At 72.6% G+C, this 14727-nt stretch carries 9 protein-coding genes; all 9 read right to left on the bottom strand.

The window, feature by feature from the left end:
* Window positions 1-4: 4 nt before the first annotated feature.
* Complete coding sequence (locus ACF07V_RS17955) at window positions 5-1291, bottom strand: O-antigen ligase domain-containing protein (protein WP_392155165.1); 1287 nt, start codon at window positions 1289-1291, stop codon at window positions 5-7.
* Between the two features lies 1 nt (window position 1292).
* Window positions 1293-2849 (bottom strand): right-handed parallel beta-helix repeat-containing protein, encoded by a 1557-nt coding sequence (locus ACF07V_RS17950; RefSeq protein ID WP_392155163.1) that lies wholly within the window; start codon window positions 2847-2849, stop codon window positions 1293-1295.
* Window positions 2850-3112: 263 nt separating this feature from the next.
* Window positions 3113-5071: an alginate lyase family protein gene (locus tag ACF07V_RS17945; RefSeq protein ID WP_392155161.1), complete on the bottom strand. Its 1959-nt coding sequence runs from the start codon at window positions 5069-5071 to the stop codon at window positions 3113-3115.
* Window positions 5068-7254, bottom strand: a complete 2187-nt coding sequence (locus ACF07V_RS17940; protein WP_392155160.1) for a bi-domain-containing oxidoreductase — start codon at window positions 7252-7254, stop codon at window positions 5068-5070. Before ACF07V_RS17940 ends, ACF07V_RS17945 begins: the two co-directional genes overlap by 4 nt.
* Window positions 7255-7271: 17 nt before the next feature.
* Window positions 7272-9206: an asparagine synthase (glutamine-hydrolyzing) gene (asnB, locus tag ACF07V_RS17935; RefSeq protein WP_392155159.1), complete on the bottom strand. Its 1935-nt coding sequence runs from the start codon at window positions 9204-9206 to the stop codon at window positions 7272-7274.
* A gap of 3 nt (window positions 9207-9209) precedes the next feature.
* The gene (locus ACF07V_RS17930) at window positions 9210-10730 is read right to left on the bottom strand and encodes a Wzz/FepE/Etk N-terminal domain-containing protein (protein ID WP_392155157.1); all 1521 of its coding nucleotides are present in this window, start codon (window positions 10728-10730) and stop codon (window positions 9210-9212) included.
* Complete coding sequence (locus ACF07V_RS17925; protein WP_392155155.1) at window positions 10727-12094, bottom strand: polysaccharide biosynthesis protein; 1368 nt, start codon at window positions 12092-12094, stop codon at window positions 10727-10729. Before ACF07V_RS17925 ends, ACF07V_RS17930 begins: the two co-directional genes overlap by 4 nt.
* Window positions 12091-13356: a glycosyltransferase family 4 protein gene (locus ACF07V_RS17920; protein WP_392155154.1), complete on the bottom strand. Its 1266-nt coding sequence runs from the start codon at window positions 13354-13356 to the stop codon at window positions 12091-12093. The genes ACF07V_RS17925 and ACF07V_RS17920 overlap by 4 nt, the downstream gene beginning before the upstream one ends.
* Window positions 13346-14662 carry a nucleotide sugar dehydrogenase gene (locus ACF07V_RS17915; RefSeq protein ID WP_392155153.1) on the bottom strand — a complete coding sequence of 439 codons (1317 nt, stop codon included), beginning with the start codon at window positions 14660-14662 and terminating at the stop codon, window positions 13346-13348. Before ACF07V_RS17915 ends, ACF07V_RS17920 begins: the two co-directional genes overlap by 11 nt.
* Window positions 14663-14727 lie beyond the last annotated feature (65 nt).

Genomic DNA, 14727 nt, shown 5'->3' with positions numbered 1-14727 from the left:
CAGGTCACCTCCGGGCCCATCGCGGGATACGCCGCCGAGGGATCTCGACGGCCGGCAGGGGCGCGGCGGCGGCCGTGGCCGGTGCCGCGAGCAGCGAGGCGGCCAGCGTCAGATGCAGCAGATACGCCGAGGCGTCGCCGAGACCGACCTCGGTGTACGAGGAGAGCGCGCAGTAGCTGATCAGGAAGATCGCGCAGGCCCTCGGGAGCGACGGCGGCCGCAGCAGCGCGACGCCGCCCAGGACGGTGATCATCGCCGCCACGATGGTGACGCCGATGAGTCCCTGCTCGTTGTAGACGGCCAGCCAGCTGTTGTCGATCGGCAGCCCGTCGAACGACTTGTCGCCCAGGCCCGTCCCGAACACCGTCTCCCCGGTCGTCCGGGGCGCCGCGAGCAGGGAATCCCAGACCTTGGCCCGGCCGGTGAGGTTGGCGAAGTTCTCCTGGCTCTGTCCGCGCAGGAACCACGCCCGCAGCGCGGAGCTGAACACCACCGCGGCCACCGCGGCGCACAGGACCGCCCAGGCGAAGAACCGGCGGGCGGCGGCGCTCGTCAGGACGAGCGAGCCGATCGCGAGTCCCAGACCGATGAGCAGACCGAGCGTGGCCGTGCGGGTGTGGGTCATCGCGAGCAGGACGAGCGACGGCACGATGACCACCGCCGCGCCCGCCGCGGTGGTCCGCCGGCCGAGCAGGAGCAGCACCGTGAGCCCGATGATCACCGCGGAGTACTGTCCGATCTGCGGCGGGGTGAGCGGCCACAGCGCCCCGACGAGCCGTCCGCCGTAGTACTCGGGCAGGGCCGTGGCCGGTGAGACGGCCAGGCCCGCGGCCACGAGCACGAGCACCGCGAAGTACATCCGGATGTGGTACCGGACGAACGTCAGACTGCCGTCCCACCAGCGGCTGAGCAGCCAGAGCGTGCCGACGAAGAGAGCCAGCCGGGCGCAGCGGAACAGCGCGCCGAACCCCACCGCCAGCTGCACGCTGGAGATCACGCTCGGCACGAGCAGCAGGGTGAGCAGGAACACGAAGGCGCTGGGCCGGACACGCAGCCGGAGATTGAGCGCGAGCGCCAGCACGAACGCGGCCACCAGCGCGCCCATGGTGGCCATCTGGATGAGGGAGCGCGGGATCGTGAACACCGTCTTCGCGCCGGCGGAGCCGAGCGTGTTGAGGGCGAGCAACGCCCAGATGATCCCGACGGTCCTCGGCGTGCCGGCGGGGCGCGGAGCGGCACCGGCCCGCGTGCCCGCCGTGGCCGGTCCGACCGGCTTCAGTGCTTCGGCCATGTCAACCACCGGCCTGCGCGTCGAAGGTGCTGCCCGCGTCCTGCCCGTACGGCGCGCCCCGCCACTGCCCGGAGCCGAGCTTCCGGCTCGTGTCGTGGACGACGAAGCTCCACGGTCCCCGGTAGGCGTTGTCGTACCAGCGGTTGTGCTGCCGGAGCGTGATCGCCTCGGCGACCGACTCGCCCAGGAACGGCGACCAGTCCGGCGAGGTGCCGTAGTTGGCGAGCACCGCCATGCGGCCGCACTCCTCCGTGCACCGGACGACGGACGGGTCGAGCACGAAGCGGTTGTCGTGGATCTCCACCCGCTGCGTCTTCCAGCGGCAGTCGTCGTACAGCGGCGCGCCGGCGATCCCCGGCGGTGCGCAGCGGGCCGTCTCCTTCACAAGCAACGTGCAGTAATCGGTCGAGGTGTTGGCCGGGCTGTTGCAGAACCGGTCGGCGTTCTCCCACAGGGTGATGCCGTTCCAGTTGTTCTCCAGCACGTTCCCGTAGATCTCGATCCTGTCCGTGCGGGCCCGGACCCGTGGTTCGCCGCCGGCCTCGGAGATGTAGACGGTCGCGTACGGGAAGTCGTCGCCGCCCTCGGCCTCCTTGCGGCCCTCGACCCAGTTGTTCCGCCGGATCGTGTTGTTCCGGATGACCGCGTTGTAGCTGGTCTCGTACATCAGCGCGGCACCGTCGTTGTCTTCGAGGACATTGCCCTCGAAGAGGAAGTCGTTGTTGTTCGTGTCCGCCCACAGGCCGGCCCCGCGGTTGTCGTGCACCCAGTTCCCGCGGACGTCGGCGCCGTCGATCGCCCAGAACTTGATGCCCCCGCTGCAGCCGCAACCGGGCTGCCGCCGCTCCCAGTCGTCGGTGTTGTTGCCCACGATCTCGTTGCCCTCGACCACCAGGCCGCGGATGGTGTCACCGGTCTTGTAGCCGTTCATGCCGTACTGGCCGTTGCCGCGCACGCAACTGGCACGGAGCTGCTGGCGGGCACCGGCCATCAGCCCGGCGCCGGAGTTGTGCTGGATCGTCGCGTACTCGATCACCCACCCGTCGGCCATGTCGTGGTTCACCACGCCCTCGTCCTGCGGCGCGACGAACCCCTGCACGGTCAGATGGCTGATGGTGACGTCCCGGGCGGTACCGCCGAAGGCGTAGTGGTTGGTCTTCCGGCCGTCCAGCACCGCGCCGGGCGCGCCGAGGTAGCGGTTCCCCTGCTTGGCCATGACCTGGGCGTAGGGGTCCGAGGTGAACCTGTGCGTTCCCGGCAGAAGCCAGAACGTGGTGTTCGGGGGGTTGTCGTCGGTCTTCGCGTCCAGGTCGCCGACGACCGAGGGATCGACCGTCACCGCACCCGGCGGCGCCTGCGCCGGCCCGGCCGCGGGCCGGTCGCAGACCCGGGCCAAGGACGCGGCGGGCGCTCCGGACCCGGAGGGCGTACCGGACGCGGACCCCGCACCCCCCGGCTTCGCCGGGGCGTCCGGCGCACTCGTGCAGCCGGTCACCGCCGACAGGACCAGCGCGAGCGCCGCCACCGGCAACGCCCAGCGCCGCCTCTCGAACACCAAGCCTCCCCCCAGGGGGTGTTGTGAGAGTCCCGCACGGCACGCACGGCACGCACGGCACGCACGGCACGCACGGCACGCACGGCACGCACGGCACGCACGGCGCCCGGCACGCGCCCTCGCCGCACCGGTCAAAGACCCAAGCAGCTCCTCCCCCACTCTCGGCTTCGCTCGAGCGGGGGGACCCCCATCGAGGGCCTTCGTCCGGCACGCCGAGGACGCGCACCGGACACCGCGGGCACCGCACAGGACTTTCACCACACCCCCTATCCGCTGAACCCGAGCACGGACGTGAACTCCTGCATGCCCTCGGCGAAACCCGTGCCGACGAGCGTCGTGGCGGGTTCCTTGCGGCCGAAGCCGGGGGAGTACCAGCCCAGCGGCGGTTCGGTCTCGCCGCGATGCGCCCGCCAGGACAGCTGCGCGGGCAGGTCGAGCACCGCGGAGCGGTCCTCGCCCTCCACGGTCCAGGTGAGCACCGCCCGGTTGCCCACCAGGTCCGCGACGATCGCCGGGCCGAGGTGGAACGCCAGACGCACGGGCCCGCTCCCGCCGCGGACCTCGTCGAGCACGCGCAGCTCCCGGCTCGCGGCCGTCAGCTCCACCCGGCGGCGGTGCACGGCGGGCCCGTAGCCGTCGTGCTCGGCCGACCAGCGTGAAACCCCCGCGCCGGCCGTGTCCGCGACCAGGACACGGGTGCGGGCATGCCGGGTCCACAGGAACGGGCCGCCGGAGACGGACTGGTCGGCGCAATTCCATTGGAGGGTGTTGTGGCCGAGGGTCGACCGGAAGTACTCCCGCCACTCGGGCTGCCCGTGGTAGCAGAACGTCCCCGGGTCGGCGAGCACATCGACCCCGTCGTGCCGGACCTCCACGGACAGCGCGTCCGCGTGGGCGTGCGCGGCGATGGACAGGAACCCGTGCGGACCCCCGTCGCAACGGACCCAGATCTCACCGGGACCGCGCAGGACGGTCATGCCCGCGTCGGCGAAGTGGGCCGGCCTGCGCCGCGGACGGGTCACGGTTCCGTTCTTCGCGTACGGCCGGACGAGCGCGGCCAGGAGCGGGGTGCGCACATCGGTGCCGGTCACCTCCGGCCACCAGTCGAGCCGGCCGAACACGGCGTCCCCGGTGGCGAGCAGCGAGGCCCAGCGGCCGGTGTCCGGGCCGTCCACGATCAGACCGTGCCCGTCGTCCGCGTCCCCCTGGCGCGGCGGCCGCAGGCGGTTGTCCACGACGGCGGCGAGCGCGTCGGTCATCCGTAGCAGCACCAGCCGGACCGTCGCGGGGACCGGCACACCGGCGGCATCCGCCTCCGCCACCGCGGCAAGACCGAGCTCCAGGACCAGGCCGTGGTACTCGGTGGCCAGCTCACGGTTGAGACCGGAGAGGAAGGTGTTGCTGCGCAGGTGCCGTTCGAGCGACCGCAGCGCGTCGGCCCGCCAGCCCGCGGAGGAGGGGAACCACCCGAACGCGCAGGCCGCGGCGAACTGCCCGGCGGCCTCGGCGACGACGTGGTTGTTCGCCGAGGAACCCCGGCTGGGGAACGCGGCGAGCCAGCGCTGGTGGTGCCAGATCTGGCTCACCGCCACCGGGTTGCCCTCGAAGAGACCGGCCGCGCCCGGCCAGCCGTCCAGCAGCCGCCGGATCCACACCCAGGACAGCAGCCGGATCCCCAGCTCGATGCCGCTGATCCAGTGCACGCCGCGCAGCGGCGGGTTGGCCGCCCACCACGACCGCAGGTGCGCTGCCACCCGCTCGGCGTACCGCTCGTCCCCGGTGACCGCGTAGGCGGCGGCGAGCACGGTGAGGTACTGGTGCCGGGACGGCTCCCAGATCTGTTTGATGTCCCCGGCCGCGTCCTCGTCCCGGTACGGCACGTCGAAGGCGTACCCCGACGGCGCCCTGCGCCCGGTCTTCGGGTCGAGGAACCAGTCCGGATCGACCATGTCGTCGCGCGCGACCCCGAAGTACTCGGCGTGCCCGGCCATCAGCCGGTCCGCCTCGGCGACGAGACGCTTCGCCGCGTCCGGCGCCACCGCTTCGAGCGTCCCCCGGGGCAGCACCGCGGTGAACCGGGCGCCGGTCACGGCCGGGGACTGCGGGCGTGCCGACCGCCAGCGGCGCCTGCGCAGCGTGTCGCCCACCCGGCCGCCGACCTCCCGCGGTCCCATCCGGGAGAGCCGCCGCAGGTACCAGCTCGGACTCCCCGAGTTCACTGTCATCGCGCCCCCGCCAGCGTCACCGGCGCACCGGCGGCCAGGCCGGCCTGTACGGCGAGGGTGGCCGCCGTGGTGGCGACCAGCGACTCCAGGGGCACCGGCATCGGCCCGCCGGTCCGCACGGCCCGGACGAACGCCGCCAGTTCGGCGTTCTGGCCCTTGTCCCGGGCCTTCGGCAGCCGCGAACTGACCCACTTCTCAGGCCCGTGCACCGAGGCCCGGACGAAGTCGTCGAGCCGCAGCACCTTGCCGTCCGCGACGAGGTCCAGCGTCTCCTTGGGGAAGCCGGGCGCGCCGTTGGTGACGTAGCTGATGGTGGCGGTGGACCCGTCCGGGTAGCGCAGGACGACCTGCAGGTCCTCGTTGCCGGGTGCGGCGGTCGCGTACACCGAGACCGGATCGGCCCCGAGGAGCCAGCTCGCCGTGTCGATGAAGTGCCCGCCCTCGCCGGCGAACCGCGAGCCCTCGGTGCCCTGCTGGAGGTACCAGCTGCCGTGCTGGAGCCGGCCCGCGTTGACCAGGTAGCGGAGGCTCGCCGGACCCGTCCGGACGCCGAACCGCTTCCTGGCCTCCTGCAGCAGCGGCGCGAACCGGCGGTTGAAGCCCACCTGCAGCCGGTCGTTGCCGGACTCCTCCACCGCGGCGAGCACCCCGGCCAGCTCCTCCTCGCCCAGCGCCAGCGGCTTCTCCACGAACACCGCCTTGCCGGCGAACAGCGCCTTCTTCGTCAGCGCGGCGTGCGAGCTGTGCCGGGTGACCACGAACACCGCGTCGATCGACGGGTCGCCGAGCACGGTGTCGAGATCGGTGGTCGCCGCGGCGAAGCCGAACTTCCGCTGCGCGTTGGCCGCGGACAGCGCCGTCGTCGTGACGACCGTGGACAGCTCGACGCCGTCGCGCCCCACCAGGTGCGGAAGCAGCATCGACGTCGCGTAGTTGCCCGCCCCGACGAACGCGAGGCGCACCGGCGACTTGGCGTACCGGGCCCGGGCGGGCGCCGCGTCGCCGCGCCGCACCTCGGGCACGGCCACCGACGGGGCCTCCGCTTCCCCGGCCACCTCGTGATCGGGGTACCGGAACAGCACGGCGACGGCCTTCAGTTCGCCGTCCTTCAGGCTCTGGTACGTCTTGACGGCGTCGTCGAAGTCGGCGATGTGGGAGATCAGGGGCTCCACGTCGACGCTGCCGCGGGCGAGGAGGTCGAGGAAGCACGCCAGGTTGCGGCGCTCGGTCCAGCGCACGTAGCCGATCGGGTAGTCCCGCCCCTCCAGCTCGTACTCCGGGTCGTAGCGGCCGGGACCGTACGAGCGGGAGAACCGGACGTCGAGTTCCTTCTCGTAGTACGCGTTCCACGGCAGGTCGAGACGGCACTTGCCGATGTCGACGACCCGGCCGCGGTCCCGGCTCAGATGGGCGGCCAGTTCCACTGGCTGGTTGCTGCCCCCGCCGGCCGCCAGATAGACCTGGTCCACGCCGTGACCGCCGGTGAGCTCGACGACGGCGGCCGCCACGGCCGGCGACGCGGGATCGCCGCAGGCCGCGGCGCCCAGACGCTCGGCGAGCTCACAGCGCGCCGGGTCGGGGTCGGCCCCGACGACGCGGACGCCGGAAGCGGTGAGGAGCTGCACCACCAGCTGCCCGATGAGACCGAGGCCGATGACGAGGGCCACCTCGCCGAGCTGCGGCTCGCCCTGGCGGACGCCCTGCAGCGCGATCGAGCCGACGGTGCCGAAGGCCGCGTGCCGGGGCGCGAGGCCGTCCGGCAGCGGGGTGTAGAGGTTCTTCGGCACCCAGTTCAGCTCGGCGTGCAGCGCGTGCTCGTTGCCGGCGCAGGCCACCAGGTCGCCGACCTTCACGTCGTCGACCCCGGCGCCGACCTGCTCGACCACCCCGCAGAGCGAGTAGCCGAGGGGCGTGTACGAGTCGAGCTTGCCCATCACCTTGCGGTAGGTGGCGGGCACCCCGTTGGTGGCGACGCTCTGCATGACCTTGGCCACCTGGTCCGGACGCGAGCGGGCCTTGCCCAGCATCGACATCCCGGCCTCGGAGACCTTCATGAGCTCGGTCCCGGTGGATATCAGCGAGTAGGCGGTGCGGACCAGCACACCGCCCGGCTTGCACCCCGGCACCGGCACGTCGAGAACCGCCAGCTCGCCGCTCTTGTAGTTCTGCACAACCTGTTTCACCAGAAGTCCCCTTGTTTCTACGCCGTCCGGCGAGCGTCCGTGCCGGCCCCGGAGGCCATGCCGCGATACCAGTACTCGAGGGTCAGCACATGCCACAGATGCTTGGAGAAGTCCCGCTGTCCGGCGGCGTCCTCGGCGACCATGCGCGCCAGCGCGTCCCGGCGCAGGAAGCCGGAGTTCACGAGCACGCCGTCGTTCACCACCTCGCGCACCAGCGGCGCCAGGTCCCGGCTCATCCAGGCCCGCAGGGGGGCGCTGAACAGGCCCTTCGGCCGGTACACGATCTCCCGGGGCAGGATCGAGGTGGCGGCCTCCTTGAGGACGGCCTTGCCCTGCCGGCCGACGATCTTGCGGTCCCCGGGCACGGCGAACGCCGCCTTCACCACCTCGACGTCCACGTACGGCACCCGCACCTCGGTCGACGCGGCCATGCTCGACCGGTCCGTGTAGGCGAGGTTCAGGCCCGGCAGGAACATCCGGGCGTCGCCCAGGCACATGCGGTTGACGAAGTCGTCGAGGTCGTTGTCCTCGTAGACGTCCGCGTGCTCGGTCAGCACGTCGTCGACCGTCCCGGCCAGGTCCGGATCGACCAGGGAGAGCAGCTCCTCCTGGTCGTACATCGTGTAGCTGCGCCGGAACGCGGTCTCCTCCGGCAGGTCGGCGAAGGAGAGGAACCGCTTCGCGAAGCGCACCGACCGGTAGCCCCGGCGGGCCGTGGCGACCGGCAGCCGGTCCACGGCGCCGGTCAGGCCGCGCCGCAGCTGCCGCGGGACGCGCTGGTAGCGCAGCGCGATCAGGTTGGCCAGGTGCTTGCGGTAGCCGGCGAAGAGCTCGTCGGCGCCCATTCCCGAGAGCATCACCTTGACCCCGGCCTCCCGGGCGGCCGAGCAGATCAGGAACGTGTTGATCGCCGCGGGGTCGCCGATCGGCTCGTCCAGGTGGTACGTCATCTGCGGCAGCAGGTCGAGCACGTTCGGAGCGATCTCGATCTCGTGCAGGTCGACGCCGAACCGCTCCGCCACCTGACGGGCATAGCGCAGGTCGTCCGGCATCGCCTCGAACCGGGCGTCCTCGGCGCGGAACCCGATCGTGTAGGCGGAGATGCCCGGTTGGTCGCGGGCGGCCAGCGCGGTCAGATAGCTGGAGTCGAGACCGCCGGAGAGGAAGGTCGCCACCGGGACGTCGGAGAGCAGATGGCGCCGGGTCGACTCCTCGACGGCGGCGGCGACATCCGGCAGCTCGCCGGCCCGGGCCCGCTCCTGGCCCTCCGCGGCGACGTCCTTCAGGTTCCAGAACCGGCCGCGGTCCACCCGGCCGTCGGGCCGCAATCGGAGCCAGCTCCCCGGCGGCAGCTTCTCCGCCTCGCGGAACGCGCACCGCGAGTCCGGCACCCAGTAGTAGAGGAGCGAGGCCACCAGGGCCGCGTGGTCGACCTCGAGCGATCCGCCGGTGGCGGCGGCGAGCGCCTTCAGCTCGGAGGCGAACACCAGGCCCTCGCCGCGCCGCAGCAGGAACAGCGGCTTGATGCCGAGCTGGTCGCGGGCGAGCACCAGCTCACCGGTCCGCTCGTCGAACACCCCGAACGCGAACATGCCGCGCAGCCGGGGCAGGCAGTCCGTGCCCCAGCGCCGCCAGGCCTCCAGGAGCACCTCGGTGTCCGACGTACCGCGGAACCGCACCCCGGCGGCGGCCAGTTCGGCACGCAGCTCGGGCGCGTTGTACAGCTCGCCGTTGTACGTGAGGACGAGGCCGCCCGACACCATCGGCTGGGCGCCGGTCTCGGACAGGTCGACGATCGCCAACCGCCGGTGCCCGAGGTGCACTTCGCCGTCGCCGACGGAGTGGCTGTACCGGCCCGCGCCGTCCGGGCCGCGGTGGGCCAGGGTGTCGGTGAGCCGGTCGGTCACGGCCTTGCCGTCCGGCCATCGGTAACTGCCTGCGATGCCACACATGAGCTACCGCACCTCCTGGTCGTTGTCCGGGACCCGTGCGGCCCACATCGGCACCCGCTCCGTCCGCCACCGGCCCGCTCCGCTCGGCCGGGCCTGCGGCTCGCCCTGTCCGCGCAGCGCGGTCTGCGGCCCGTCCCACAGCGTGCCGTCGGTCCGGTCACGCGCGTCGGGATCGATCAGCACCACACCGATGACCGCGATCCGCTGCTCCGCGAGCTGCCGGGCCACGGTGTGCAGCCAGGCGGCGCTGCCGTGCCCGGCGCGCACGACGAGCACCGTCCGGGTGCCGAGGTGCCGGAGGTCGGTCCACGCCGTGCCGGGCGCCACCGAGCCGACGCCGAGCCTGCGCTCCTGGTGCGAACCGGCCGCGGCGCGCCCGCTGCTGACGACGACGGGGTCTCCCGGCTCCGGCCGGTGGCCGGCGAGCTCCGTGCCGGGCAGGCCGTCGACGAGGACCATGGGCCCGTCCGCCGTCAGCGCGCGGCCGAGATCGAGGGCGATGTCGCTCGTACTCCGCGCGCAGCCCAGTTCGAGCAGCGACATCGGTTCGGCCGAACCGCGCAGGGTGCGGGCCAGCGAGGTGGTGAGCCTCTCCCGTGCCGCCAGGATCCGGCGGCGCCCCCACAGCCGCGAGGGCCGGCGGGGCAGCTCCGCGACGACCGAGGCGCCGAGGTTCGCCGCGATGTCGCGGCGCAGCACGGGCCGGTCGGCCACCACCGAGCCGACCGCGGCCACCGCGAGCCCGAGCGCGAGCCCGAGGGCCAGCCCGATCGCGGCGTTCACGGCGGCGGTCTTCAGCAGGGAGTGCCGCACCGCGCGCGGGGCGTCCACGATCTGCGTACCGGCGATGAGGTGGGGCGTGCCGATCCGTGCCTCCGCGGCGCGCTGGTCGAAGTCGGCGATCCGCGAGGTGAGCTCGGCCCTGCGGGCGTAGAGCGACTCCGAGTCCGCCGAGGTCTTGGGTCCGCTCTCCGACGATCCGTCCGCGATCGACTTGTTGACCTGCGCGAGTTCTTCGCGCATGCGGTCACGCTGGTCGAGCAGGGCCTTGGCCTCGGCGTCCGCGGCCCCCTGGATCCGGTTCAGATGGTCCGCGATGAACGCGTCGGCCAGCGCCCCGGCGCGGGCCACCGCCTCGGCGTCGTCGTCACCGGTCGCACTGATCTGCAGCACGTTGTTGGTCAGGCCGGCCCCCTCGTAGTCCTTCATGAAGTCCTCGGGCTTCACCGGGGACTTGAGGGACCGCAAGGCCTGGCCGGCGATCCGCGTGGTGCGCAGCAGCTCGACGTCGGTACGGATGAGCGTGCCGGGGTCGTTCGGCTGGTCCTCCCGGTGCGCGACCAGCAGCTTGACCACCGCGGTCGGCGGCGGCGGCAGCAGGATCGCCAGCGCGGCCCCGAGGAGCAGTCCGATCAGCGCCAGGGAGCCCCAGAGACGGCGCCGTCTGCGGACCGCCACCACCAGCACGTGCAGATCGAGCAGTGGAGCGGCGGCCGACGACTCCGAAGTCGTACTCGTCGTCACCCTGAACCTTCCGTCGTGTCGTTGGCCATCACGAAGGCCGGCGTGCCGGCGTGCCGGGTACGGCCGGCCGACCGTGTCGAAGGGACCCGGACCGGGCCGGCGAGGACGGCGCCGACGAGCTCGTGCCGGGCGTCGGCACACGCCTCGGCGACGCCCGCGAGCTCGCCCGCGGTCCAGCTGCCCGTGCTGAGCACGACCAGGGCTCCGGACTCCTTGTCCCGGTCCGGCACCATCGGCCGGGACACCGAAACGCCCACCACCCGCAGCACCAGGTCGCCCTCGGCCTCGGCGACGAGCTGCTCGGCTGCCCGGAGGGCGATCCCGTCACCGTCCGGGACGACGACGAGGAGCCGCCCGGGCGCCGGAATCCGGTCCTGGAGGCGGGCGTACACCCGCCGGTAGCGGATCTGCCGGCTGGCCTCGTCGCCGGACGTCCGCGGGGCCGGTATGTCCCACCGGACGTCGACGCCGAGGAGCCGGCGGATCCAGGTCCGCGGGCCGCGGGCCTCCGGCCGGTGCGAGAACCGTTCACCGGGCACGTCGACGGTGCCGAGGAGCGCCGAGCCCAGCGCCGCGGCGATCTCCGGTTCCGTGCGCAGCCGGCGGCTCATCCGCGCGGCGGCCAGATGACCGATGAACGCGACGAGGAAGAACAGCGCCGCCCCGGCGACGACGAGCTGCGTCCGCGTCGGCGGTGCCTCACCGGTCGGCCGGGCCGCCGATCCCATGACGACCATGCTGGCCTTGCTGGTCGCCGGACCGGCCTGGTCCAGCTTGTCGATGGCCTCCTGCAGCGAGGTGCGCAGCTTCGCGAGCTCGGTGCGGGTCTGCACGCTCTCCACGGACCGCCCCGGGCCCGCCTCGTCGGCCAGCTCGGTGATGCGGCGGTTGGTCTGGTTCACCGTCTTCCGCAGGGCATCGATCCGTGCCGCGGTCTCGGGGTCGCTGCTGTCGCCCACGATGTTCGCGGCGAAGGCGACGAACTGCCGGGCCACCTGGTCGGAGAGCTGCTGTGCGCGCTCCGGGGTCTCGGCCGTGCCCGAGATCTTGATGATGTTCCCGTCGGCGGCCTCGGCGGTCACCCGTTCCTTCAGTTCCTTGCCGTCGACCCCGGACCAGCCGAGCGCGGCGGCCACGCGGTCGACCACCACCGAACTGGTCGCGACCTGCGTCTGGGTCAGCAGCTCACGCTCCTCCCACGACCCGGGCAGCAGCACCGACGCCGAGGTCGTGTAGCGCGGCGGGAGCAGCAGGGACGTGCTGTAGCCGACGAGGGCGCCCACCATGGCCAGGATGGTGAGGAACCGCCCACGCCGGCGGAGAATCCGCCCGACCGTGACCAGACGTATCGTGTCATCGCTCAACGACGCGGCCTCTTCCGTCCCCGGTTCGGGCTCCCCGCCGGCAGCGGAGCGCGGTCACGGCAGGCAGCCGCGTAGGCGTCGAGCAGCGATTGCTGGGAGTTCCGCCAGGCCAGCGGTCCGCCGATCCGCTCCTGGCCGATCTTGCCCATCCGTGCCCGCTCCTCCGGATCGTCGAGGAGCAGCGCGACGAGCCTGGCGAACTCGGCCTCGTCGTTGGCGGGCGCGTACACGGCGGCGTCACCGGCGGAGACGCGCGCCTCCCGGAGGTCGAACGAGACGATCGGCCGGCCCATCACCATGTATTCCAGGACCTTGTTCATGGTCGACACGTCGTTGAGCGGATTGCGCGGGTCGGGGGAGAGGCACACGTCCGCGGTGGACAGATAGCGCGCCAGATCGGCGTCCGGTATGCGCCCGGTGAACTGCACCTGCTCCGAGAGCCCCAGCCGCCGGGACAGCTCGACCATCGCGTCGAAGGCGTCGCCGGCGCCGACGAACACCGCGTGCCAGTCGGTCCGCCCGAGCTCGTCCCGCAGCTTCGCGAGCGCCCGCAAGGCGTAGTCGACGCCGTCCTGCGGGCCCATGACGCCCAGGTAGCACAGCAGATGAGGCTTGCCGCGCTTCAGCTCCGGCTCGGCCGGTACGGGATGGAACCGGTCGATGTCGGGTGCGCTGCGCACCACGAACACGTCCTCCGGCCGCCGGCCGCCGCGGTGCACCGCGACGTCCCGGTAGCTCTCGTTCGTGGCGAGCACGACGTCCGCGGCCCGGTAGGTCGCCCGTTCCAGCGCGCACACGCCGCGGTAGAGCAGGTCCTTGCCGCGGTCGAACCGGGAGAGGTACAGCTCGGGCACCAGGTCGTGCTGGTCGAAGACGAACCGGGCCCCCTGCCGCTTCAGCCACAGGGCGGGCAGGAACAGCAGGTCCGGCGGATTGCAGGCGTGCACCACGTCGACCGGGCCGACCCTGCGGGCCAGCCGCAGCGTGTGCCACAACGCCGTTCCGTACTCCCGCAGATAGCCGGCCGGCCCTCCGGTGGCGGCGCGCAGCGGGTAGCGGTGGATCCGCACCCCGTCGATCACCGCCTCCGGCTCGGTGTCCCGCTTCTCCCCCCGGGGGCAGATGACGTGCACCTCCCAGCCCGCGTCGCGCAGCGTCGTGCACTCCTGCCACACACGCCGGTCGAACGGCACCGACAGGTTCTCCACCAGGATCAGCGCACGCCGGGCGGGCCCGGCGCCACTGGTCTTCTCACCAAGCAAGGCCCACGTACCCCGGTTCGGCCCGGCGCGTCTCGGCGTCGGGAAGGTGGATGAGGTCGACGATCACCGGGCTCTCGCCGTGCGGCAGCGCCGCGAGGACGGCCGGATCCCTGGTCCCGACGAGGCACACCTCGGCATGGTCGAGGACCTCGTCGACGGACTGGGCGAGCAGCTGCGCGAGGTGCGGCAGCCGGGTCTCGATGTACTCGCGGTTCGCGCCGAGCAGCCGGGAGAGGTTCACGTTGGGGTCGTAGATCCGCAGGTCGTACCCCTTGCCGAAGAGCCGCTCCGCCAGCTCGACGAGCGGGCTCTCGCGGAGGTCGTCGGTGCCGGGCTTGAAGGAGAGCCCGAACAGGCCCACCCGCCGCTTCCCGGTGCGCTCGACCAGTTCCACCGCGCGCTGCAGATGGTCGGCGTTGGAGGGCAGTACGTGGGAGAGGATCGGCACCGAGACGTCGGCCCGCTGTGCCGCGTGGACCAGGCTGCGCAGGTCCTTGGGCAGGCAGGAGCCGCCGAAGGCGAAGCCGGGCCGCAGATAGGCGGGGCTGATGTTCAGCTTGCGGTCGGCGAGGAAGACGTCGATCACCTGGTGCGAGTCCACCCCGAGCGCCTGGCACACCGCGCCCAGCTCGTTCGCGAAGCCGATCTTGAGGCCGTGGAACGCGTTGTCGGCGTACTTGATCGCCTCGGCCGTCGGGACCGGCACCCGGAACACCTCGCCGGGCAGTCCCTCGTACAGCGCCGCCACCATGTCGCCGCTCGCCCGGTCGAGCTCGCCGATGACGGTCTTGGGCGGGTCGAAGAAGTCCCGCACGCTCGTGCCCTCGCGGAGGAACTCCGGGTTGACCGCTACCCCCACGTCCACCCCGGCCGTGCCGCCGACGTACTTCTCCAGGATCGGCACGAGCAGGTTCAGGCACGTGCCCGGGAGCATGGTGCTGCGGAAGACGACGGTGTGCCGTCCGCCCCGCTCGGCCACCGCGGCGCCGATCTCCTCGGTGACCCGCTCCAGATAGGTGGTGCACAGGCTGCCGTTGGGCTCCGACGGCGTGCCCACGCAGACCAGCGAGACCTCGCTGCCCTCGATCGCCTCGCGGACGTCGGCGGTGGCGCGCAGCGCTCCGGTCCGCACGACCTCGGCGATGAGCTCACCGATCCGCTCCTCCACCACCGGGGCCTTGCCGTCGTTGACCAGGTCGACCTTCACCTGGCTGACGTCCACCCCGATGACCTCGTGGCCCATGCTGGCCAGGCACGCGGCCGACACGCAGCCCACGTAGCCCAGCCCGAAAACGCTGACTCTCATGACGCGTTCCTCCCCCCAGGCAGGCCCTCCCGGCCTGCGGTCCCCGTGCCGGCCCCTCGACGATC

The organism is Streptomyces sp. NPDC015661 (assembly GCF_043077765.1).
GTDB lineage: Bacteria > Actinomycetota > Actinomycetes > Streptomycetales > Streptomycetaceae > Streptomyces.
This window is presented reverse-complemented; position numbering and strand designations above follow the sequence as displayed.

Excerpts from the sequence above, each read along its gene's own strand:
- ACF07V_RS17955 (WP_392155165.1), bottom strand. The coding sequence starts at position 1,291 with ATGGCCGAAGCACTGAAGCCGGTCGGACCGGCCACGGCGGGCACGCGG.
- ACF07V_RS17945 (WP_392155161.1), bottom strand. The coding sequence starts at position 5,071 with ATGACAGTGAACTCGGGGAGTCCGAGCTGGTACCTGCGGCGGCTCTCC.
- asnB (WP_392155159.1), bottom strand. The coding sequence starts at position 9,206 with ATGTGTGGCATCGCAGGCAGTTACCGATGGCCGGACGGCAAGGCCGTG.
- ACF07V_RS17915 (WP_392155153.1), bottom strand. The coding sequence starts at position 14,662 with ATGAGAGTCAGCGTTTTCGGGCTGGGCTACGTGGGCTGCGTGTCGGCC.